Genomic DNA, 20,388 nt, shown 5'->3' on the forward strand with positions numbered 1-20,388 from the left:
GATAAATTTTTTAAAAAAGTAGTCAATTAATCTTGAATAACCCCCTCAATTTCCTTTTGTAAATCTCTTTCCGTAACCATAATATCCTTCATCATAAACATTATAAGTTCTTTTTTGTCAAAACTGGTGTCTTTTATATTTGGATAAAGGAAATTCATTAAATATTGAGTTTTTGATAACAATAACTCTTTTTGCTCTTCAATATTTGCCAAAGCGGAAACCCTATCGTATTCCAATAATTCGATTTTTGAACTAGAAATAGCTTTCCAAGAACTAATTCTAATTTGAGGTATTTGAACTCCATTGACTTTAATCATTACATCGAAAATAGAAATTGAATCATTCTTTTTGTAAAAACCTAAAGTGTCGATAAGTGTTTGCTGTTGTGGCATTTTTTTCTTGATATCGTCATTGCTTTCTTTCAATTCCTTATCCATTGATACAAATATTTTATTAATGTATTTTGCATCTTTTCGATCCTCATTCCAATTGTTGATGTACAGTGCTATTAAAATACCAACTATAATTGTGAGTATCTCTTTGAAAAATTCCATGATATTTTTATTCATTTTATAAGTTTGGTTAGTATTAGAATGTTATCAATTCATAAAGCCTTATTTACTACTTAAAACTTACTAAAACTAAATAGTTAACTCCGTCTTCAATAGTATGCACATGAACTTATGAATTACTATTTAATCTAAACGATTTATCAATTAATCCAATACCAAAAAGATTATAGAGATAATAAAACATTTACTTTTTCAATATTTCATTAATATATAGTGAACGATATTTTTCTGGGTATTCTAGTTGTACTCCGTGTGTACCATTTTCAAATAAAAACCACTTTTTAGATGGTGCAACAATGGAATCAAAATAAGCCTTTGCCACAGATGTTTCGGTAAAATGGTCATTATCGCCTTGAAATATATAAACTGGCACTTTAAATTCCGGAATATCCCTCATTAAATTCATATCAATTGCCGTTGATTCTAGAATTTTGGAGGCTGGATAATAAGATTCGGGACTATTCAGCATATCGGTAAATTTTTCTTTAAACGTCAAGCCATTATCCATGAACATATCTTTAAGAAATGAATAATTGGTATCTAATTGTAAAGGTGCATATTTCATAACGATACTTCGTTCTATTTCAAAAGCTTCCGTTGCGGTATTGTTTACATTATTTGAATAAGGTGGTCTACCTATTTGTTTTAATTGAGTAATAGAAAGAGTATCATTATATTTCTCGGCTTCTGACATTGCGAAATCATAAGATAGTTCTTCAGAAAGCGATTGATTTGCCATAAGACCACTACCTATATAGGCATGATATAACTCAGGTTTTTTTTGAACCATATAAGCAGCTACAGCTGTGCCCCATGATAAACCTTCAATATAAATTTTATCTTTATTGAAAGTCTCTTTTAAATACTTTGATAGTTGTAAGCCATCATCTATAATATTGCTTAAGGTAATTGATGAATTAGGTATACTGTCATTATAAGCTAATCCAGCCCCTCTTTGGTCCCAATAACATACCGTAAATAAATCTTCTAAATCAACTCCTGTCAGCTTATAAATTACTGGTAAAATTGGCGCCCCTGGTCCGCCGTGTACAATTAAAAGTACAGGATTATTCTTGTCTTTTCCTCTAATGGTAATTCTTTGCGGTACACCATTAATCATCATATTCTTGTGCATTGCAATACTATTGGTAAGCACATTTCCATTTTCGTCTACAAAAGGCTCTTCTTTCCCAGAACTATTGATTCTAATTATTAAAAGTAGTATTAAAAGAATCCCAATAATTGCTCCCAAAAAGATGAGAACCCATTTTCCTATTTTTTTTAATAATTTCATAAGTTTTCAATTAGTTACCCTGATTTAAATAGTACTGCCAACGGACTTGTGTAAGAATAGTTGCAAGTTTGTATAGGAGGAATTTCTGAAGGTTTTTCAGAGGTAACAAACACGCAACTACTGTTGATTAAGCATTAAACCGAAATTGTTTTTAAACGGTGTTGGTAATAGTTATTTTATATTCAACCTTTAAGTTTTAGTCCATTAAACGAACTTTTAATCATTTCCCATAACATTCCAGCTGATTCGGGTGGAATGCCTAATGTCATAATTAAACTTGCTATAGTTCCAATGAACAAAGATTTCCAATCGAACTTTTTCAAATCATCGACTTTGGTGTCCAACTCATCCAGTTTATGCTCAATAATTTTTAGTGTGTCGGCAGAAATATCTAAGGTTTTAACCTTTTTCTTAATATACTTAAGACTTTGCCTTATTGATTCTTTTTCATTCTTTGAAAAGGACTTATTTAAATCATCATAATCTGCATTTAAATAATTCTCGTTCTCGAATGTTTCCCAACCATTTGGTGTGTTTAATTCAGAACTTATTTGTTTTGACCATAACTTAAAACGATATATTACTCTGTCCCATTTCGTAACGGATGTTCCAGCATTTGTATTATCAATCGATTGTGTTGTGATTTGATATTCGTCTTTATCCTTTTTTATAATATTAAAAGAAAAGTAATCAAACTTAAATTTAATCTTAAACTCCTGATAGCTACCTGAAACCTCAAAATCAAGTAAATTAAGTTCATTTTCATTAAATATACTTGAAAGTTCTTTCTTTTGCTGATTTGTTATTCTCATTCTGGTTAATTATTGCCAACGACTGAGCTATATACAGTACGGGGGCAAACTAGCGTTTGCTTTCCGCCAAGCACATAGCAAAATCATTTAGTTTTGTTTTTTCTTTTCCTTGTTTAAAGCAAAATTTCAAAGATTTTGCGGACTTCATAAAAATACACAAACCTTTCGATTAAGCCCGAAGCCCGTATTGTTTATAGGTCGTGTTAGCAAATGTTATTTTAAGATATCCATTTAAAAAAGGTTGTCATTCCAATTACACTAAAAATCACGACAAAAATTAGAGAAACTACACATCCGATTCCAAACAGTTTACTTTTCCAGCTTTCCTTTTCCGTTTGCTTTTCAGGTTTAATTTCTCCACTAAGTTTTTTTGTAATTTTTATATATTGAAAGGGATTGCTATCAATTCCAACTATCCAATCAAAATTAGGATTATACACTTCCATTTCTCCTTCGTCAAATGTTCTCTTATCAATTTCCTTAACCGCTTTTAGAAATTCATTAGCGTAAAGCAACAAACCAGATTTATTCCCTTTAGCAAATCCAAAATCTTCATTAAATTCAGAGTCAAAATAGGCATCGGATTCAGAGTATTCCTGCTCTATTTTTTTAATGATTTTGTCTAATTCTTCGTTGGTCATTAATATTTGCTAACAATTAAATAAACGTACCACAGTACGTTTATTTCCATTTTATAAATACTTTAAAATAATGAAGTAGTTCAAGAACTACTCCACCTCTTTCATCAACACCTCAATAGATTTCTCCAATTGCTCATCTATGCCTTTTGCAATTACTTCCGGCTGATTTTTAATGATAATTTCTGGGTTGGTCTCATTGTTTTCCATCCACTCGCCTGCTTTGTTTTTAGCACTTACAGGTACAACACCCCAAACACCACCATTTGGCAAACGCTCCCAACCTGCCCAACTACAAGTACCTGGTACAGGCATACCTACGGTTTTTCCAATCTTTAGATCTACATAGCCGCTTGCAAAACAAGAACCATCGCTGTACATAGATTCGTTGAACATTGCCAAGGTTGGCTTCGTCCATCGAGAGGTTGGTTCGCCACCTACTACCCTAGCTTCTGTTTCATACGATAAAAATGGTATACCGGTAAAGAACATTGCCAAATCGGCTACCAGGTCTCCACCACCATTAAAACGGGTATCTACAATAACTCCTTTTTTATCATTGAATTTACCTAACATTTCTTCGTAAATGGTTCGGTATGGGCCGTCGCTCATGCCTGGTATGTGCACATAACCCAAGGTACCGTTACTCTTTGCCAATACTTCTTTTTCATTATTTTTTACCCAACGGTCATATAGTAATCCGTCTTCTACACGTAAAGAAATAGGTTTAACGGTTAGCTGTTTTCTCTTGCCTTTTTCATCGATAATATCTAGCAAAGTAAAATTGCCCGCAATACGGTTTAAGTAGAAAGCGGCATCGGCAGATTCGGCTATAGTTTCTCCGTTAATTTTCTCGATTATTGTACCTGGTTGAATATCGAATCCTGCTTTGTCTAACGGTCCGCCTTTAATGACTTCCGTAATTTTTAATCCGTCACCATTATGGCTGTAGTCTATAAAAATACCTAGAGAAGCTGTTTGGTCACCATTTTCGATATTATCTGAATAGCGCCCACCAGCGTGACTCACATTCAATTCTCCTAACATTTCTGAAACCATTTCAGAAAATTCAAAACCATTACCGATGTGCGGTAAATACTTCTCGTATTCGGTACGCATAGCTTTCCAATCGATACCATGAAAATTAGAGGTATAGAAAATACCGTTGGTACGCAACCAAATATGGTCGAACATATACTTGCGCTCTGCATCGGCATCTAAAACCATTTCTGCCTTTAATTTTACTGGCTCTGTCTTACTAGTCGCTACATCAACTTTAGATATGCTACCATCTGATAATAAGAACAGATGCTCTTTCTTGGCATCCCATTGTAAACTTCCCGATTTCGCATCTAAGGCTATTAGCATTTTGGTACTCTTGGTACGTATTTCGGTTTCCCAAAGGTTCAATCCTTTTTCAAATCTGGTTAGGTAATATAGTTTTTCTCCGTCTTTAGATAGTACGGCATCCGACAGTTTAGAAGAGTGTATGGTTAAACGCGCTTTTCTTCGTTCTACATCTTCTAAATCGAATTTCAAGTCCTTAACTTTTTCCTCTTCCTTTTTATCGTCTTTCTTCTTTTTATCTTCAGATTTAGCTTCGTCCTTTTTTTCTTTGGCTGCCTCTTCGATCATTTTCAACAAATCGTATTCCTCTTTTGTATTATTGAATTTATCCCACGACTCTTGGTTCAAAAACATAGTATACACATCTGTTTCAAAAGAACCACTGGTCGCGTAACTTTTTAGTCCGTCGCGATTCGAGAAATAGATGATCTGGCTACCATCATTCACCCATTTCGGTGAAAAATCATAATAACCGCTTTGGGTCAAGTTTTTACGCTGCTTACCGTCTTTAGAAACCAAAAGCAACTCGGTATTATTCAACGAAACACTCCAGTCTACCAATAACCACTTACTATCGGGACTCCACTGATAATATTGATCACCGTCTCGCATGTGAATAACGTTATCGGGCGTCATTAAAGTGTTAATCTCTTTCGTTTTTAAGTTCTTCACCTTTAAAGTTCTTCTACCTTCTACATAGGCGACATACGTACTATCTGGCGAGAATTCTGGTAGATAAATATCTTCTTTCGAGGTCACTAAAGTATCTTCTTTGAATACTGTTGCCGCAAAGAAATAAGGTTCTTCTTTACGCACCTTAGACGATTTAAAAATGCTCCATTTACCATCGCGTTCACTTGAGTATGCGACCGATTTACCATCGGGCATAAACTTTACAAAGCGTTCTTGTTCTGGAGTATTGGTAATACGTTTTGTCAACGAACCATCTACCGATGTTACAAAGACTTCGCCCCTACTTATGAAAGCGATTTCTTTACCGTTGGGCGCAACATCCATTTCTTGAACGCCACCGTTAACGGACACATATTCTATAGGGTTACTATCTTCTTGTGTTCTAACGATAATATCAACTTTTTTCGCTGTTTCCCCTTCTGATAGGGTATAAATTTCACCATCGTAACCAAATGCCAATTTGTTATTACCTATACTTAATGAACGTACCGGATGCGTTTTAAAATCGGTCAATTTCTTAGGTTGAGCCCCACTTTTTTCAGCCATTGAAAAGACATTAAAAGTACCCTCTTGCTCACTTAAATAATAAATAACAGTACCATCTTTTGAAATTACCGGATTGCGATCTTCTCCCTTAAAACTAGTTAATTTTGTATGCTTACCTGTGGATGGCTCATACGACCAAATATCTCTTGTTACGGAAGATGTGTGATGCTTTCTAAACTCATCTTCGTATCCCTTTTTATCATGATACACCATTTTTGTACCGTCTGTATTTACTTGTACGTCTTCTGCAGGCACTGTCAGCACTTGACCTACACGCCCACCAATTACAGGTACACTATATAGTTCTGGTTGGTCATCTGTTGGATATTGGCGATGCTGGGCAATATCTAACCGATCTGCACCAAATAGTAAATCTGAATCATCGGCAGAAAAACTAAATGGTTTTTCGTCATTACTATGATAGGTTAATCGCTTTGCCTCACCACCTTGGGCATCCATCACATAGACATCAAAATTGCCAAATCTGTTCGATGCAAAAGCTATCTTTTTTCCGTTTTTGCTCCAAATTGGTGCATAATCATGTGCAGAATGATAGGTTAACTGTTTTGCCACACCACCATCTGCAGGTACCGAAAATAGGTTGCCTTTGTAGGTAAATGCTATTGTTGTACCATCTGGAGAAATAGAAGGGTAACGAGCCCATTGCGGATTAGTTTGTGCCGTGCAGACACAAGTTAAGCATACCGCTATTGCAATCAAAAATGAGTATTTCATACGTTTTTTTAGTTGGTAATTAGTCGTTTAGAAAGATAGGGATTTGATTTGTTTACCACAATCAATCTAGGATCAATGGTATTGAATTCTATATACATTGCAAATACTCACCAAATCTGATTAATTTTACTCGATAATCGAGATTTAAATGTAATGAAGCCTGCCTGCCGGTCAGGCATGCAAGCGTCGAAACAGAAATTATATGTTCAATTCAATGCCTAACGAGTCTGCCCCGAGGTTATTTAATAAAGCATACAACACACAATTATATTGAAAGAAGAACAAGATTACTGGACCCAGCGCTACCAAGAACAACAGACAGGTTGGGATATCGGCTACCCCTCTACGCCCATTAAAGAGTATGTTGATCAATTGACCGACAAGAACATTCAAATTCTAATACCGGGAGCCGGAAATGCCTATGAAGCGGAATATCTTTGGAAAGCGGGATTTAAAAATGTACATGTTTTAGATATTTCTGAAGTTCCATTGAAGGCATTCAAAAAAAGAAATCCCGATTTCCCAGATGAGAATATGCATCTAGCAGATTTTTTTGAGTTCACGGGGCAGTACGACCTCATATTAGAACAAACTTTTTTCTGCTCTTTTGTACCTACAGATACCAATAGAAACCAATATGGCAAGCATATGGCAAGCCTATTACAACCAAATGGAAAATTAGTAGGTCTTTGGTTTGATATTCCATTAACCGGAGATATGATAAAACGTCCTTTTGGAGGCAATAAAGAACTATATACCAAATATTTATCACCCTATTTTAAAACGATCACTTTCGATCAATGCTACAACTCAATTGCTCCACGAAAAGGCAATGAATTGTTTGGGATTTTTGAGGTTCGTTGATGGTTTTTGGTTGTTGGTTGTCCGTTGTTGGTTGTCCGTTGTTGGTTGTCCGTTGTTGGTTGTCCGTTGTTGGTTGTCCGGTCACTTCGGCTTCGCTCAGTGACCTAATTACGTGTTGTCATCCTGAGCGCAGTCGAAGGGACTGGAAAACGGAAAGCTTAATTAACTCACATGGGTCTTCGACTGCGCTCAGACTGACATAGGTACTAAGAACAAACTTCGTTACTTTAATTCAACAGATTGCCACGTCGTGAAAAGCTCCTCGCAAAGACGTTACTGACGTCATAGCGAGCAAAGCGCGGCTATCTGTTTGTTTGGAACACGTTCACTTCGGCTTCGCTCAGTGACCTAATTACGTGTTGTCAGTTCGAGTGAATTTCGAGGAACGAAAAATTTGTATCGAGAACCCTTACTTGTACAAAAAGGTTAGTTAATTTGTACGGGTCTTCTACTGCGCTCAGACTGACATAGGTACAACGAACAAACTTCGTTACTTTAATTCTACAGATTGCCACGTCGTGAAAAGCTCCTCGCAATGACATATAAAAAAACTGAAAACTGCTATTGCCTGCTGTAAACTGAAAACTCACAACAATCCACATTATCACTTCGGCTCCGCTCAGTGACCTAGAATTAATTGTCAGTTCTAGCGCAGTCGAGAACTATTGCTGTTCCAGTTCAACAGATTGCTTGTCGTGAAAAGCTCCTCGCAAAGACGGATAATGCCAACTGAAAACTGCTATTGCCTAATGTAAACTGAACACTCGCAACAATCCACATTATCACTTCGGCTACGCTCAGTGACCTGAATAAAATCCAACAACGGACAACGAACAACGGACAACGGACAACGAGCAACCAACAACGAATAGCCATCAACCAAATAAAAAAACTGTTAACATCCTTTTAAGAATACTTCCCTTTCTTTTCCGCTATTTTTAAGCTCATAACTAACAAACCACTCAAATGACTAGAAGATTACTCTCTTTGTTGGTGCTTTTTGCATCTTTTTTCGCTACAGCTCAAGTATTTAAAATGGACCTCGTACAGGACATGAAACCCCGTAACATCGGTCCTGGTGGTATGAGCGGGCGTGTAACTGCGATTGACGTGGTTACAGAAAATCCTGATATTATGTATGTCGGTACCGCTTCTGGCGGATTATGGAAATCTACTTCTGGAGGCATAAAATGGGATCCTATTTTCGATAAAGAAGTTACTGCTTCTATTGGTGCCGTAGCTATTCAACAAAGTAATCCGTCTGTTATTTGGGCAGGTACAGGTGAAGGTAATCCAAGAAATAGTTTAAATGGTGGCTACGGAGTATACAAATCTCTGGACGGCGGTAAGACGTGGAAATCTATGGGTCTTGAAAAAACGAGACATATTCATAGAATTAAAATTGACCCAATGAACCCCAATACCGTTTATGTCGGTGCAATCGGTTCTCCTTGGGGCGAGCACCCTGAACGAGGAGTCTTTAAAACTACCGATGGTGGCGAAACTTGGGAGAAAGTTCTTTTTGTAAATAATAAAACAGGGGTTGCTGATTTGATTATGGATCCTACAAACCCTAATAAATTAATTGCTGCCATGTGGGAACACAAGCGTGATCCTTGGTTCTTTAACTCTGGCGGTTCTGGTAGTGGTTTATACATTACCCACGATGGTGGTAAGAATTGGAAAAAACTTAGTGAAGAAGATGGTTTGCCTGCTGGCGATTTAGGTAGAATTGGTGTTGCCATTGCTCCTGGCAAACCTGACGTTATTTATGCCTTGGTAGAAGCAAAAAAGAACGCGCTGTACAAATCTGAGGATGGCGGATTCAAATGGAAAAAAATTAATGATAAGGGCGATATCGGTAATAGACCTTTTTACTATTCTGAAATCTACGTAGACCCACAAAATGAAAATAGAGTATTCTCTGTATTTACCTATGTAAATGTTTCGCAAGATGGCGGTAAGAATTTCGTTGAGCTTATGCCTGCTTATGGTGTAGATAACGGCGTACACCCTGATCACCATGCATTTTGGATTCACCCAGATAACGGACAGTTTATGATGGACGGTAATGATGGTGGATTAAATATTTCCAAAGATGGCGGTAAAACTTGGCGTTTTGTAGGTAATCTGCCTGTTGCACAATTTTATCACATTGCAACGGATAACGACTATCCTTATAATGTATACGGAGGTATGCAAGATAATGGTAGCTGGAGAGGTCCCGCGTATGTTTGGAAAGCTCAGGGAATTCGTAATAGCTACTGGCAAGAGATTAGTTTTGGTGATGGCTTCGATGTGGTACCTGATCCTGTAGATTCTCGTTATGGGTATACTATGAGTCAGCAAGGTTACGTGCAACGTTTTGACCATGAGACTGGCGATAACTATATCGTTCGCCCTACTCCGCCAGATGCAACTACAGAATTACGTTTTAACTGGAACTCGGCAATTAGCCAAGATCCTTTTGATAACAGTACTATTTATTTCGGTAGTCAGTTTGTACATAAAAGCACCGATAAGGGATTGACTTGGAAAATTATTTCTCCGGATTTAACCACTAATGATCCTGAAAAACAAAAGCAAAGCGAAAGTGGCGGATTGTCTATGGATGCTACAGGTGCTGAAAATCATACTACCATATTGGTAATAGAACCTTCTACAGTAGAGAAAGATATGCTTTGGTCAGGTTCTGATGATGGGCGCGTGCATTACACCCAAAATGGCGGTGGTACGTGGACGGAAGTAACAGCCAATATTAAAGGTTTACCCAAAGGAAGCTGGATTCCGCAAATAAAGGCTTCTACCCGAAATAAAGGAGAAGCTTTGTTAATTGCGAATGATTATAGAAGATTCAATTATACTCCCTATGCATATCGCACAAAAGATTATGGTAAAACATGGACGAGAATTGTTGATGCCACTGATGTAGAAAGTTATGCACTATCGATTATCGAAGATCCTGAGAACCCTAATCTGGTATTTTTAGGTACCGATGACGGATTATATGTTTCTTTCAATGCCGGTGACAAATGGCAAAAATGGACAGAAGGTTTCCCGACTGTTTCTACGAAAGATTTAGCGATTCACCCAAGAGAGCACGATTTGGTAATCGGTACATTTGGTAGAGCTGCATGGGTATTAGATGATATTCGTCCGCTACGTGCATTGGCAGCAGATGCATCCATCCTAAATAAAGACATCGAATTATTTACGCCTCCAACGGCATATCAAGCTGCTTATCAACAACCTACAGGTAGCAGATTTGGTGGTGACGGACTTTACCAAGGTGAGAATAAAAAGTCTGGCGCTATGATTACCTATTATTTAAAAGAGGGTAAGAAAAATGCTAAAAAACCAGAAACTTCAGCCGATAGTAAAGAGGATGATACTGATGAGAAATCCGAAGAGACATCTGAAGAAAAAACAGACGTAGTTGAGCTTACGGGCGTGCAAAAGAAAGATTCTGTTCAGTTCGATTTTTATGATGGAGACCGTTTAATTCGTACCTTAAAATATAAGACTCCAGAAAAACCAGGATTCCATAGAATTTACTGGGGAATGGATGAAAAAGGTGCTGATAGACCCTCTAGAAAAGTAGTTACCAAAAAGAAAGAATCTGGCGGATTAGATGTAAAACCTGGCACCTATACTATTAAAATGTTGTTTGGTGATTTAGAGGAAGAAACTAAAATTACCGTAAAATCTGATCCTCGTTTAGAGGTTTCTACAGCAGGTATAAATGAGGCATATACAAACGGAAAAGTTTTAGAATCGTACATGCAAAAAGCTGCAGATGCCGTTCAGCAATTGGCGCAAAGTAAAGCGACTGCCGAACAGTTTCAAAAAGATTTAAAAAAGGAAGATGATAAAAAGTACAAAGAGCAAATTGATGCTTCGAAAGATATCATTAAACAAATAGATTCTGTAACTGCTATATATTTAGGTAAGGTCGACAAACGTCAAGGTATTACCCGTAGCAAAGAGATGACGGTAATGCAACGTTTACAACTTGCGCGTGGCTATGTGGGATCACGTAAAGCCGGCATGACCGTTACAGAAACTCAATTGATGCAATTTGCTAAAGAGGATTTAGAAGCTGCTTTAGAGAAAACCAATACGTTCTTTTCTACCGATTGGAAATCATATAAAGCGACTATGGAAAGTTTAACACTTTCTCCTTTTAAAGAAGTAGACACCTTTAGTTTGAAATAATTCTCATGATATTAGGCTTACTCACTTAAAACACTAATTATGAAAAAACTATTCGCTTGTTTTGCCATAGCTCTTATTTGGAGTTGTACTGAAAAAAAAGAAGACCCTAAAGAGGATCCAAAGGAAGTAGAAATTACCAAAATACCTGATCAATATACCATTAAACAAATGATGGATAATGAAGCCATTTCTGGAGGTAGTTTTTATCGTGATAATTCTAAATTATTGGTTTCAAGCAATAGATCCGGTATATACAATATGTATACGGTGCCTGCCAAGGGCGGTGATTTGACCCCAATAACAGAATCTGATAGCGCTTCTATTTTTGCAATTTCTTATTTTCCGAGAGATGAGCGAATGCTTTTTAGTATGGATGGTAATGGGGATGAAATCTACCATATCTACATTCGTAATTTAAATGGCAGTCATACAGACCTTACGCCTGCCAAAGGTGCTAGGGCTAGTTTTCACAGTTGGGCAGAAGATGACCAAAGTTTCTTTTTTACATCGAACAAGCGAGATGCAAAATACATGGATCTTTATCAAATGGATTTCCTGAATTATTCGCCAAAACTAGTTTATAAGAATGAGGAAGGGTACGATATCGGAAACCTTAGCAAAGATCAAAAATATTTGACGTTGGGCAAATCTTTAAATACCAACGATTCAGACTTATACCTTTATGACATATCCACAAAGAAGAAAATCAAGATTAATAAAACGCAAAGTGCGAATAGCAGTCAAGATTTTTCTCCTACAGGTGATGAACTCTATTATACTACCGATGAAGGCAACGAGTTTTCATACCTCATGAAATATAACATCGCTACGGGAAACAGCGAAAAAGTGATTTCACGCGATTGGGATATTTTGGGCAGCTACTTTACAGATAAAGGCACTTATTTAGTTACCTATATCAATGAAGATGCAAAAAACACGATTGAAGTGATGAATGTCGCTACTATGACAAATATTGATTTACCGGCATTCGATGCTATGGAAATCACTAATGTAGACTTCTCAAAAGATGAAAAATGGATGCGTTTTTACGCAGGTGGTTCACATACTCCGAGTAATTTATATGTCTATAACTTAGAAACAAAAGAACAGCTGCAATTAACAGATGTTTTGAATCCTGAAATTAAAGCAGAAGATCTTGTTGCTGCTGAAGTAGTTCGTTACAAATCTTTTGACGGAGTAGAAATTCCTGCTATTTATTACAAGCCCCATCAAGCAAGTGCCGATGCAAAAGTACCTGCTTTGGTATTGGTTCATGGCGGACCAGGTGGGCAAAGTCGTCAAAATTTTAGCTCGCTTACGCAATACCTTACAAATCACGGGTATGCGGTATTAGCGGTAAATAACCGTGGTAGTAGTGGTTACGGAAAAACGTTTTATCAAATGGATGACTTAAACCATGGCGATAAAGATTTGAAAGATTGTGTAGAAGGTAAAAACTGGCTTGCGGCTCAACCGGAAATCGATCCCGATAAAATCGGAATTATGGGAGGCTCTTATGGTGGTTATATGACCATGGCGGCATTGACCTACACCCCCGAAGAGTTTGCCGTTGGGGTGAATCTATTTGGTGTTACCAATTGGTTGCGAACTCTAAAAAGTATACCGCCATGGTGGGAGTCTTTTAAAGATGCTCTTTACTTAGAGTTAGGTGATCCCTATAGTGCAGATTCGGTACGTCTAAAAGAGATTTCCCCATTATTTCATACCGATAAGGTGACCAAGCCTTTAATTGTTTTACAGGGTTCTCAAGATCCACGTGTACTTCAAGTCGAGTCTGATGAGATTGTAGCGGGTGTAAAAAAGAACGGAGTACCAGTAGAATATGTACTCTTTGAAGATGAAGGTCACGGATTTGTTAAAAAGGAAAATCAGATCGAAGCCTATAGTAGGGTTTTAGATTTTTTGGATTTGTACTTAAAGAAGGATACAGGAACCCCAATTGAAGATGGTCACAAATAAAACCGCGATTATAAATTTTAGTTTCACATTAAAATAAAGAATGAAGAAAGTTATTACGTTACTAGTTTTTATAGCAACTATTACACATACCAATGCCCAAACTGAAATAACAGGCGAAGACGACTTTGGTAGTTGGTTCATGTATTTTGGTACCAATAAAATTTCCGACAAATGGAGTATACATACCGAAGCACAATTTAGATATTATGAAATGGCTTCTAACTTTAACCAGTTGTTGCTGCGTACAGGTGTCAACTATCACATAAACCCTGATGCGATTGCAACGTTAGGCTACGGCTTTATAGATACAGATCCTACTTTTAGAGAATTTGATATTCTTGGCGGCGATGTTCTTTTTGACAATAACTCCATTTCTGAACATCGCATATTTGAGCAATTTATTCTTAAAAATAAAGTGTGGGAGTTTAATTTTGAGCATCGTTATCGTTTAGAGCAACGCTTTGTTCAGAATAATGCTACCGGTATCAGTAATACATTACATAGAGCGAGATATAGAATTCAAATGACCCTGCCCCTAACCGATATCTTTTTCTTGAATTTCTATGATGAAATTTTTATCAACTTACAGAATAATGCCTTTGGTCAAAACCGAGCGTATGCAGCACTTGGCGTTAATGTCACCGAAAGTTTGAGCATGCAAGTTGGGTATCTAAAAAATCATTTTAGCGAGACTAATTATGATCGCTTTCAAGTTGGGGTATTTTATAACACCGATTTAAGAGGCCTTTTTAAAAAGAAGGAGTAAATTTATTATATAAATAAATTTCATTATCATGAAAAAATTAGCAATTACATTCGTCAGTTCACTGTTCATCGTTTTTGCAAGTTGTAAAGACGCCAAAAAAGGTGAGGAATCTAAAAACGTTGACACTACAAGTGAAATAACTGAAATGTTCAGCTTAGTTCAAGATTCAACGAAAGTGAGTTTTACTGCCTACAAGACAACAGACAAAGTTCCTGTTGGTGGAAAATTCCAGAAAATAAACTTTACCAAAACTAATAGTGGCACAACTTCAATGGAAGCTTTGAACGATACTCAGTTTAGTATTCCTGTAAGTAGCTTATTTACTAATGACCCTACTGGAACTAGAGATCCAAAACTTTTAGAATTTTTCTTTGGGGTTTTGAAGGATACAGAATTAATCTCTGGTGTTTTTAAGGTTGAAAATGAAAAAAGTTCAATTGATATCACTTTAAATGGAGAGACACAGAATATTCCACTATCATATGAAATGAATGGTAACAACAAAATTACTTTCAATGGTGTAATGGATTTAGAAAACTGGAATGCTATGGATGCCGTTGCTTCTATAAACAAAGCTTGTGAGGTTTTACATACCGGTAAAGATGGTGTTAGCAAAACTTGGAGCGAAGTAGCCGTTAAGGCAGAAGTGCTATTGGCTAAAAAATAAAAAAAATTCATTGTAATTTTAAATGAGGAACTCTTAAGTTCCTCATTTTTTTATCCCTAAACATTATAAATATTGCTCATTTCAAGTCAATATTTGAAAGTGAGTAATTTTAATTCTAACTTAACACTCATAACCTAAAAAGATCAAAATGAAAATATTTAAAATGGAATTAGCACTATTAGCACTACTTGTTGCTTTTAGTTGCAAAGAAGTAAAAAAAGAAGCTTCTGACGCAAAGGAAGAAGTTGAAGAACTTATGGATGAGGCTAAAACTGAAATGAACGAAGAGGAAACTGTCGTGAAATTTATGTTAGAGCCCAAAAGCGACAGCAATGTTAAAGGTGAAGTAACCTTTACTGAAGATGACGGTGAAGTTAGTATGATAGCGGTATTATCTGGACTTACAGAAGGTGAGCATGCGATTCACATTCACCAAACTGCAGATTGTACTGCAGCTGATGGTTCTTCTGCAGGAGGTCACTGGAACCCGACAAACGAGCCACATGGTAAATGGGGTGCATCTGAGGGGTATCATAAAGGAGATATTGGAAACTTTACCGCAGATGCCGATGGTAATGCAAAGGTTGAATTCTCTACAGAAGAGTGGTGTATTGGATGTGATGATGAAAACAAAAACATTTTAGGTAAAGGGGTTATCGTACACCAAGGTGTTGACGACTATACTTCTCAACCAAGTGGTGCTGCTGGTGCACGTGTAAGTTGTGCTGGTATTATTGAATAGAGTTAATTATAATTTGGATAAAAGCTGTTCTTGGAACAGCTTTTTTTATTTTTATCCGATTTAAAAAATTTCATATGCAATTAGACCTGTTGGTTGATCAATTTAGAAAGAAAGACCCTTCTGCTTTCGAGAAGCTATATGGCATGTATAGCGAAAACATTTGTGGTGTTATAAACACTATCGTTAAAAACGACGCACTATCGCAAGAAATCTGTCAAGATGTTTTCATTAAAATATGGAACAACTGCGAGAGTTATAATTCTTCAAAAGGAAGATTTTTTACTTGGATATTGAATATTGCCAGAAATGCGGCTATCGACGAAATACGCAGTAGGTCGTATAAAAATGATAAAAAGAACCTTTCGGCAGATTACTTCGTAGGTATTTTGCAGAACAAGGAAGATGAACAAGGTTCTACAGTTGATACGCAGGGTTTGAGAAAACTTGTCGATAATTTAAAGGAAAAATGTGTTCAGATCATTGAACTGTTATACTTTAGAGGGTATACTCAAAAAGACGCTGCCGAAGAATTGGATATTCCGATAGGTACTGTAAAGACAAGAAATAGAAGTTGCATTTCCCAATTAAGGGAGAATATGGAGGGTAAGTAGTATGGATGTAGAAAAGTACATAGCATCAGGCATTTTGGAGCTTTATATAGCTGGTATACTTTCAGATAAAGAAAATCTGGAAATTGCCAACTATGCTAAAGAGTACCCAGAAATACAGAAAGAAATAGTAGCCATTGAGGCTTCAATATTAGCGTTATCTAAAAAAGCATCACCAGGTTACAACTATTCATTTAAATCATTAATGGATAAAATAAACGGTGAGGTTAAAGTGGTATCAATTAACGAAAAACGTAGCACGCCACTATTATCTTACGTTGGATGGGCCGCATCACTTTTATTGGCTGTTGGTCTATTTTGGATGTATCAACAGAATGAAGATTTAAAATCTAATATTCAGGTCGTTGAAAAACAAAATGTTGATTTGGAGCAGCAAATTGCTGATACCGACTCTTCTTTAGAACAGACACAAGATTTATTGAATACATTACGTGATAAGAATATTAGTGTAACTTCTTTAGGTGGGCAAACAGTATCGCCTACATCTTATGCTAAAGCGTATTGGAATAAAGAAAATCAGAAAGTTTTTATAGATGCTAAAGGATTACCTGAACCACCAGATGGTTTTGTGTACCAAGTATGGTCTTTAAAACTTTCGCCGCTTACCCCTACCAGTATGGGTTTGCTTGAAGATTTCGCTTCAGATGAGAATAAAGTATTCGCGCTGAACAACCCTAACGAATCTGAAGCCTTTGGTATTACATTAGAACCTGCAGGTGGTAGTGAATCACCAAACCTAGAGCAATTATACACGCTTGGTGTAGTAGCGACTTCATAACAAATTAAAATTTAAAGTATCATGGGCAGTTTTTGTTAACTGCCCATTTTTTTTATTATTTTGCCACTATGGATTTAAAGAAAATTTTCGGAACCGTTTTAACCTTGTTGGGTATTGGCGGACTTGTTTACACTGCAATTTTATTTGGAAATAGTACAGGAACTACCAAACAACTTATTGTATTCGGTGTATTAGGTGCTATATTTTTCTTCTCAGGAATTGGGTTGATTAGAAATACCAGTAAAAGCTAAAAACTACAACTGGTTTAATTTACCTGTCTTTTTTTACGCGTTGAAAGCTTAGACTTTTTACCAACCATTTTGGTAAGGTTTTATGCGGATTCCTCTTTTTAAGATTTAGGAACAATCCTAATGATTTAAGAATGGGAACTTTATGTGTTTCTACCAATTCAATCAATGTACCATCGGGATCTTCTATATAACTAAAATGACCCGCGGCATCGCCCATATCAAAACTATTGCCGCTATCTACGGTAAAAGCATGACCATTTAGTTTTGCTTTTTCTCTAATAGAGCTCATTCCCGAAACATCAAAACACAGGTGTATATAACCCAAGTCGCCCCACAATCGATTTTCAAATATTTTAACGGGTGTTCTATCTAAAACCTGAATGAGCTCTAGATGTGTAGCACCGAGAAGATCTCCGAAGCCGCCAACAGACTTTCGTTCTTGCGAAATTACTACCCTACGAAATGTACCTTTTGAGTTTTCTTGTAAAGTTTCAAGGGTATCATATTCTACTACAGAATACCCTAACATGGTACTATAAAATTGCATTGAGGTCTCCATATCACTTACGCCAATTACAGCACCTAAAACTCCGCCATTTTTAGTAGTTTGTTTACAAAAAACATAATGATCTGCAACCATTTGCACCCTGTTACCAAAAGGATCAGTAAAGTAAAAATTAGAGCTATAAGAATGATTGATTCCTGAAAGATGAGACACATTTAAATCTTTCAAATACGAATGCATTTCGATCAGATTTTTACATCTAATCTTCATGGCATAAATACCTAAATCTCCGAATTGAATTTTATTTACAGCTGCAATGGGCCTTCGGTCTTTGAACTGCCAAATTTCCAATCCGCCGCCACCTGTCATATTTAATGATAAGTAGGCTTCTCTTCTTTCTGCTTTGCCATTGGTATATCTGGTCATTAAGGCTGCTACCGCCTCATCTTCGAATAACAGTATATCGAAGCCTAAATGTATTCTATACCAATTAAATACTTTTTTAACATCGAGAACGCCTATGCCGATTTGCTGAATTCCGTTTATTGTTTCAACCATTATATGGAGTGCGTATCAGCTTATTATGAAGTGATTTTAGTTTGTTACCTGGGTATCCGAATTTAAAAAGTACTACTAAAAGAAAATTCGAAAGGTTTACGCGTAGATAAGAATTTGATTCATACTTACGTGCAGATACTACCAAATCATTTTTAACGATGGTATAGGGTACATTTTCTTTTTTCATCCGACGGAAAAACTCAAAATCTTCCATCAATACTTGCTTCTCATTAAATCTTCCGAGATGATTAAAAGCATCTTTTTTAATAAATAGGCATTGATCACCGCCACCGGTAAACAACCCGTCTTTAGCAGTAAACGAAGCATTTACACGTAAATACCAGACATCTTTATCAAATTTGTATGAAAAGAATCCGGCATCATACCCATTCGCTAAACTGCTTAAAATATCATCTATGAATCCCTTTGGCGGTACCACATCCGCATGTAAAAATACTACAACAGTACCCTGAGAAATAACTGAAGCTTCGTTCATTTGGGCCGCCCTACCCTTATTATTACAGCGCACAATTTTTACTTTACTACTACATTCTAACTTGTCAATAGTATCTGTATTACTCGGAGAAACGGCTACAATTATTTCGGTAAGTTCTTCATGCTCTAAAAAACAAGCAATCTTAAATAGCCGTTGTAAATTATTAAATTCGTTATGTGCTGGTATTATAATACTGATCATAGAAATAGCCGGGGCGCAGGTTCATAAAAGTAAAATCGCACCCTAAAAATTAAGGTTTACGCATTACTTACGCAAATTGTATTAAATAGTTTTATAACTCTCATAAAATTAAAGAAAAATTTAACGTAATCAATTAAAGAAACTTTCGACAAAGTTTTCAAGAACCTTTTGACTATACTTACGTAAATAGGGTAATCTAAACCAGTATTATGAAATTAAAAATCTCTTTTCTTATAACCATTGTTGCCATACTATTTATGACAAAAACTGACGTGCAAGCACAAGTCGAAACCAAGTCAGACACAGATTTCAATGAATTATCTGAAACTTTCTTAAAACGCCTGATGGATAAGAAAGACACTCAAGATCTACAAGATATTTTAGCGAATACTACGATTTCTGAACTAGATAATGCATTGGACACCAATGATAAACGATTGGCTTTTTGGCTAAATATTTACAATGCCTATATTCAGGAAATTCTTGAAAAGAACCCCGAACTATATGATGACCGTGGTAGTTTTTTCAAGTTAGAGCAGATAAAAATTGCTGGTGAAATGGTCTCATTTGCTAAAATAGAACATGGTATTATTAGAAAATCGCAATGGGAATATGGCTTAGGCTATATACGCAAGTGGTTTCCCGGTAAAATTGAACGTAAATTGAGAGTAAACAAGCCTGTTTTTAATGTACATTTTGCCCTTAATTGTGGCGCTAAAGACTGTCCGCCAGTGGCTATTTACGAATGGGAACGATTACAAGAGCAATTGCAAAAAGGTACCAAGAGACTATTAGAGAATACCAGTGAATACAATAGCGAAACAAATGTGGTTAAAGTTACTTCGCTTTTCAGTTGGTTTAGAGGCGATTTTGGCGGAAAAGGCGGAATCAAAAAGATTCTAAAAGAAAACGAAATTATACCTGCTACAAAAGGCGTAGATATTGAATACACCAATTATGACTGGACACTTTATCTTGATAATTTTATAGAACTATAGTTCGAATAGTACATTTAAGAGCGAAAGCTATTTTTTAATGAAATTTACTTCGCTCTTAATTGTTTCTTTTTACCACGATTACAATGTAGAGTGGTAAATTT

General features: G+C 36.3%; 17 protein-coding genes. 10 read left to right on the forward strand and 7 right to left on the reverse strand.

Features of this window, described 5'->3' with window-relative positions; translation table 11 throughout:
- Positions 1–26: 26 nt before the first annotated feature.
- From ACEN2N_RS05960 to ACEN2N_RS05980, 5 genes are all read right to left on the reverse strand, one after another.
- Positions 27–569, reverse strand: a complete 543-nt coding sequence (locus tag ACEN2N_RS05960) for a hypothetical protein (protein ID WP_441823459.1) — start codon at positions 567–569, stop codon at positions 27–29.
- A gap of 187 nt (positions 570–756) precedes the next feature.
- Positions 757–1,866 (reverse strand): alpha/beta fold hydrolase, encoded by a 1,110-nt coding sequence (locus ACEN2N_RS05965; RefSeq protein ID WP_441823460.1) that lies wholly within the window; start codon positions 1,864–1,866, stop codon positions 757–759.
- A 182-nt stretch (positions 1,867–2,048) separates the two neighbouring features.
- On the reverse strand, positions 2,049–2,678 hold the full coding sequence (locus ACEN2N_RS05970; protein ID WP_441823461.1) for a hypothetical protein: 630 nt from the start codon (positions 2,676–2,678) through the stop codon (positions 2,049–2,051).
- Between the two features lie 218 nt (positions 2,679–2,896).
- Complete coding sequence (locus tag ACEN2N_RS05975) at positions 2,897–3,319, reverse strand: hypothetical protein (RefSeq protein ID WP_441823462.1); 423 nt, start codon at positions 3,317–3,319, stop codon at positions 2,897–2,899.
- An 87-nt stretch (positions 3,320–3,406) separates the two neighbouring features.
- On the reverse strand, positions 3,407–6,637 hold the full coding sequence (locus tag ACEN2N_RS05980) for a S41 family peptidase (protein ID WP_441823463.1): 3,231 nt from the start codon (positions 6,635–6,637) through the stop codon (positions 3,407–3,409).
- 270 nt (positions 6,638–6,907) lie between these two features.
- Here ACEN2N_RS05980 and ACEN2N_RS05985 point away from each other — a divergent pair, with 270 nt between their 5' ends.
- The 9 genes from ACEN2N_RS05985 (at position 6,908) to ACEN2N_RS06025 (ending at position 17,529) form a co-directional block, all read left to right on the forward strand.
- A complete protein-coding gene (locus ACEN2N_RS05985) occupies positions 6,908–7,501 on the forward strand; it encodes a methyltransferase domain-containing protein (RefSeq protein WP_441823464.1) in 594 nt (197 codons plus the stop codon).
- A gap of 966 nt (positions 7,502–8,467) precedes the next feature.
- Positions 8,468–11,716, forward strand: a complete 3,249-nt coding sequence (locus ACEN2N_RS05990) for a WD40/YVTN/BNR-like repeat-containing protein (protein WP_441823465.1) — start codon at positions 8,468–8,470, stop codon at positions 11,714–11,716.
- A 39-nt stretch (positions 11,717–11,755) separates the two neighbouring features.
- A complete protein-coding gene (locus ACEN2N_RS05995) occupies positions 11,756–13,696 on the forward strand; it encodes a S9 family peptidase (RefSeq protein ID WP_441823466.1) in 1,941 nt (646 codons plus the stop codon).
- Between the two features lie 40 nt (positions 13,697–13,736).
- On the forward strand, positions 13,737–14,462 hold the full coding sequence (locus ACEN2N_RS06000; RefSeq protein ID WP_441823467.1) for a DUF2490 domain-containing protein: 726 nt from the start codon (positions 13,737–13,739) through the stop codon (positions 14,460–14,462).
- A gap of 28 nt (positions 14,463–14,490) precedes the next feature.
- Positions 14,491–15,129 carry a YceI family protein gene (locus tag ACEN2N_RS06005; RefSeq protein ID WP_441823468.1) on the forward strand — a complete coding sequence of 213 codons (639 nt, stop codon included), beginning with the start codon at positions 14,491–14,493 and terminating at the stop codon, positions 15,127–15,129.
- 148 nt (positions 15,130–15,277) lie between these two features.
- Positions 15,278–15,871, forward strand: coding sequence for a superoxide dismutase family protein (locus ACEN2N_RS06010; RefSeq protein WP_441823469.1), 594 nt, complete (start codon positions 15,278–15,280; stop codon positions 15,869–15,871).
- A 74-nt stretch (positions 15,872–15,945) separates the two neighbouring features.
- Complete coding sequence (locus tag ACEN2N_RS06015; protein WP_441823470.1) at positions 15,946–16,482, forward strand: RNA polymerase sigma factor; 537 nt, start codon at positions 15,946–15,948, stop codon at positions 16,480–16,482.
- Between the two features lies 1 nt (position 16,483).
- Complete coding sequence (locus ACEN2N_RS06020) at positions 16,484–17,278, forward strand: anti-sigma factor (protein ID WP_441823471.1); 795 nt, start codon at positions 16,484–16,486, stop codon at positions 17,276–17,278.
- Positions 17,279–17,346: 68 nt separating this feature from the next.
- Positions 17,347–17,529: a hypothetical protein gene (locus ACEN2N_RS06025; protein WP_133685511.1), complete on the forward strand. Its 183-nt coding sequence runs from the start codon at positions 17,347–17,349 to the stop codon at positions 17,527–17,529.
- Between the two features lie 19 nt (positions 17,530–17,548).
- Here ACEN2N_RS06025 and ACEN2N_RS06030 read toward each other — a convergent pair whose 3' ends face one another.
- Positions 17,549–18,592 carry a VOC family protein gene (locus ACEN2N_RS06030; RefSeq protein WP_441823472.1) on the reverse strand — a complete coding sequence of 348 codons (1,044 nt, stop codon included), beginning with the start codon at positions 18,590–18,592 and terminating at the stop codon, positions 17,549–17,551.
- The gene (locus ACEN2N_RS06035) at positions 18,585–19,289 is read right to left on the reverse strand and encodes a glycosyltransferase (protein ID WP_441823473.1); all 705 of its coding nucleotides are present in this window, start codon (positions 19,287–19,289) and stop codon (positions 18,585–18,587) included. Before ACEN2N_RS06035 ends, ACEN2N_RS06030 begins: the two co-directional genes overlap by 8 nt.
- 209 nt (positions 19,290–19,498) lie before the next feature.
- On the opposite strand from ACEN2N_RS06035, the gene ACEN2N_RS06040 reads away from it, so the two are divergent.
- Complete coding sequence (locus ACEN2N_RS06040) at positions 19,499–20,287, forward strand: DUF547 domain-containing protein (RefSeq protein WP_441823474.1); 789 nt, start codon at positions 19,499–19,501, stop codon at positions 20,285–20,287.
- The last annotated feature ends 101 nt before the right edge of the window (positions 20,288–20,388 follow it).

It is taken from the genome of Maribacter spongiicola, assembly GCF_052119685.1.
Classification (GTDB): domain Bacteria; phylum Bacteroidota; class Bacteroidia; order Flavobacteriales; family Flavobacteriaceae; genus Maribacter; species Maribacter spongiicola_A.

What these genes read in the sequence shown, in the direction of transcription:
- ACEN2N_RS06025 (WP_133685511.1), top strand. Translation starts at nt 17,347, where the DNA reads ATGGATTTAAAGAAAATTTTCGGAACCGTTTTAACCTTGTTGGGTATT.
- ACEN2N_RS05965 (WP_441823460.1), bottom strand. Translation starts at nt 1,866, where the DNA reads ATGAAATTATTAAAAAAAATAGGAAAATGGGTTCTCATCTTTTTGGGA.
- ACEN2N_RS05995 (WP_441823466.1), top strand. Translation starts at nt 11,756, where the DNA reads ATGAAAAAACTATTCGCTTGTTTTGCCATAGCTCTTATTTGGAGTTGT.
- ACEN2N_RS05980 (WP_441823463.1), bottom strand. Translation starts at nt 6,637, where the DNA reads ATGAAATACTCATTTTTGATTGCAATAGCGGTATGCTTAACTTGTGTC.
- ACEN2N_RS06020 (WP_441823471.1), top strand. Translation starts at nt 16,484, where the DNA reads ATGGATGTAGAAAAGTACATAGCATCAGGCATTTTGGAGCTTTATATA.
- ACEN2N_RS06040 (WP_441823474.1), top strand. Translation starts at nt 19,499, where the DNA reads ATGAAATTAAAAATCTCTTTTCTTATAACCATTGTTGCCATACTATTT.
- ACEN2N_RS06035 (WP_441823473.1), bottom strand. Translation starts at nt 19,289, where the DNA reads ATGATCAGTATTATAATACCAGCACATAACGAATTTAATAATTTACAA.
- ACEN2N_RS06015 (WP_441823470.1), top strand. Translation starts at nt 15,946, where the DNA reads ATGCAATTAGACCTGTTGGTTGATCAATTTAGAAAGAAAGACCCTTCT.
- ACEN2N_RS06030 (WP_441823472.1), bottom strand. Translation starts at nt 18,592, where the DNA reads ATGGTTGAAACAATAAACGGAATTCAGCAAATCGGCATAGGCGTTCTC.
- ACEN2N_RS06010 (WP_441823469.1), top strand. Translation starts at nt 15,278, where the DNA reads ATGAAAATATTTAAAATGGAATTAGCACTATTAGCACTACTTGTTGCT.
- ACEN2N_RS05960 (WP_441823459.1), bottom strand. Translation starts at nt 569, where the DNA reads ATGAATAAAAATATCATGGAATTTTTCAAAGAGATACTCACAATTATA.
- ACEN2N_RS05975 (WP_441823462.1), bottom strand. Translation starts at nt 3,319, where the DNA reads ATGACCAACGAAGAATTAGACAAAATCATTAAAAAAATAGAGCAGGAA.
- ACEN2N_RS06000 (WP_441823467.1), top strand. Translation starts at nt 13,737, where the DNA reads ATGAAGAAAGTTATTACGTTACTAGTTTTTATAGCAACTATTACACAT.
- ACEN2N_RS05970 (WP_441823461.1), bottom strand. Translation starts at nt 2,678, where the DNA reads ATGAGAATAACAAATCAGCAAAAGAAAGAACTTTCAAGTATATTTAAT.
- ACEN2N_RS05990 (WP_441823465.1), top strand. Translation starts at nt 8,468, where the DNA reads ATGACTAGAAGATTACTCTCTTTGTTGGTGCTTTTTGCATCTTTTTTC.
- ACEN2N_RS06005 (WP_441823468.1), top strand. Translation starts at nt 14,491, where the DNA reads ATGAAAAAATTAGCAATTACATTCGTCAGTTCACTGTTCATCGTTTTT.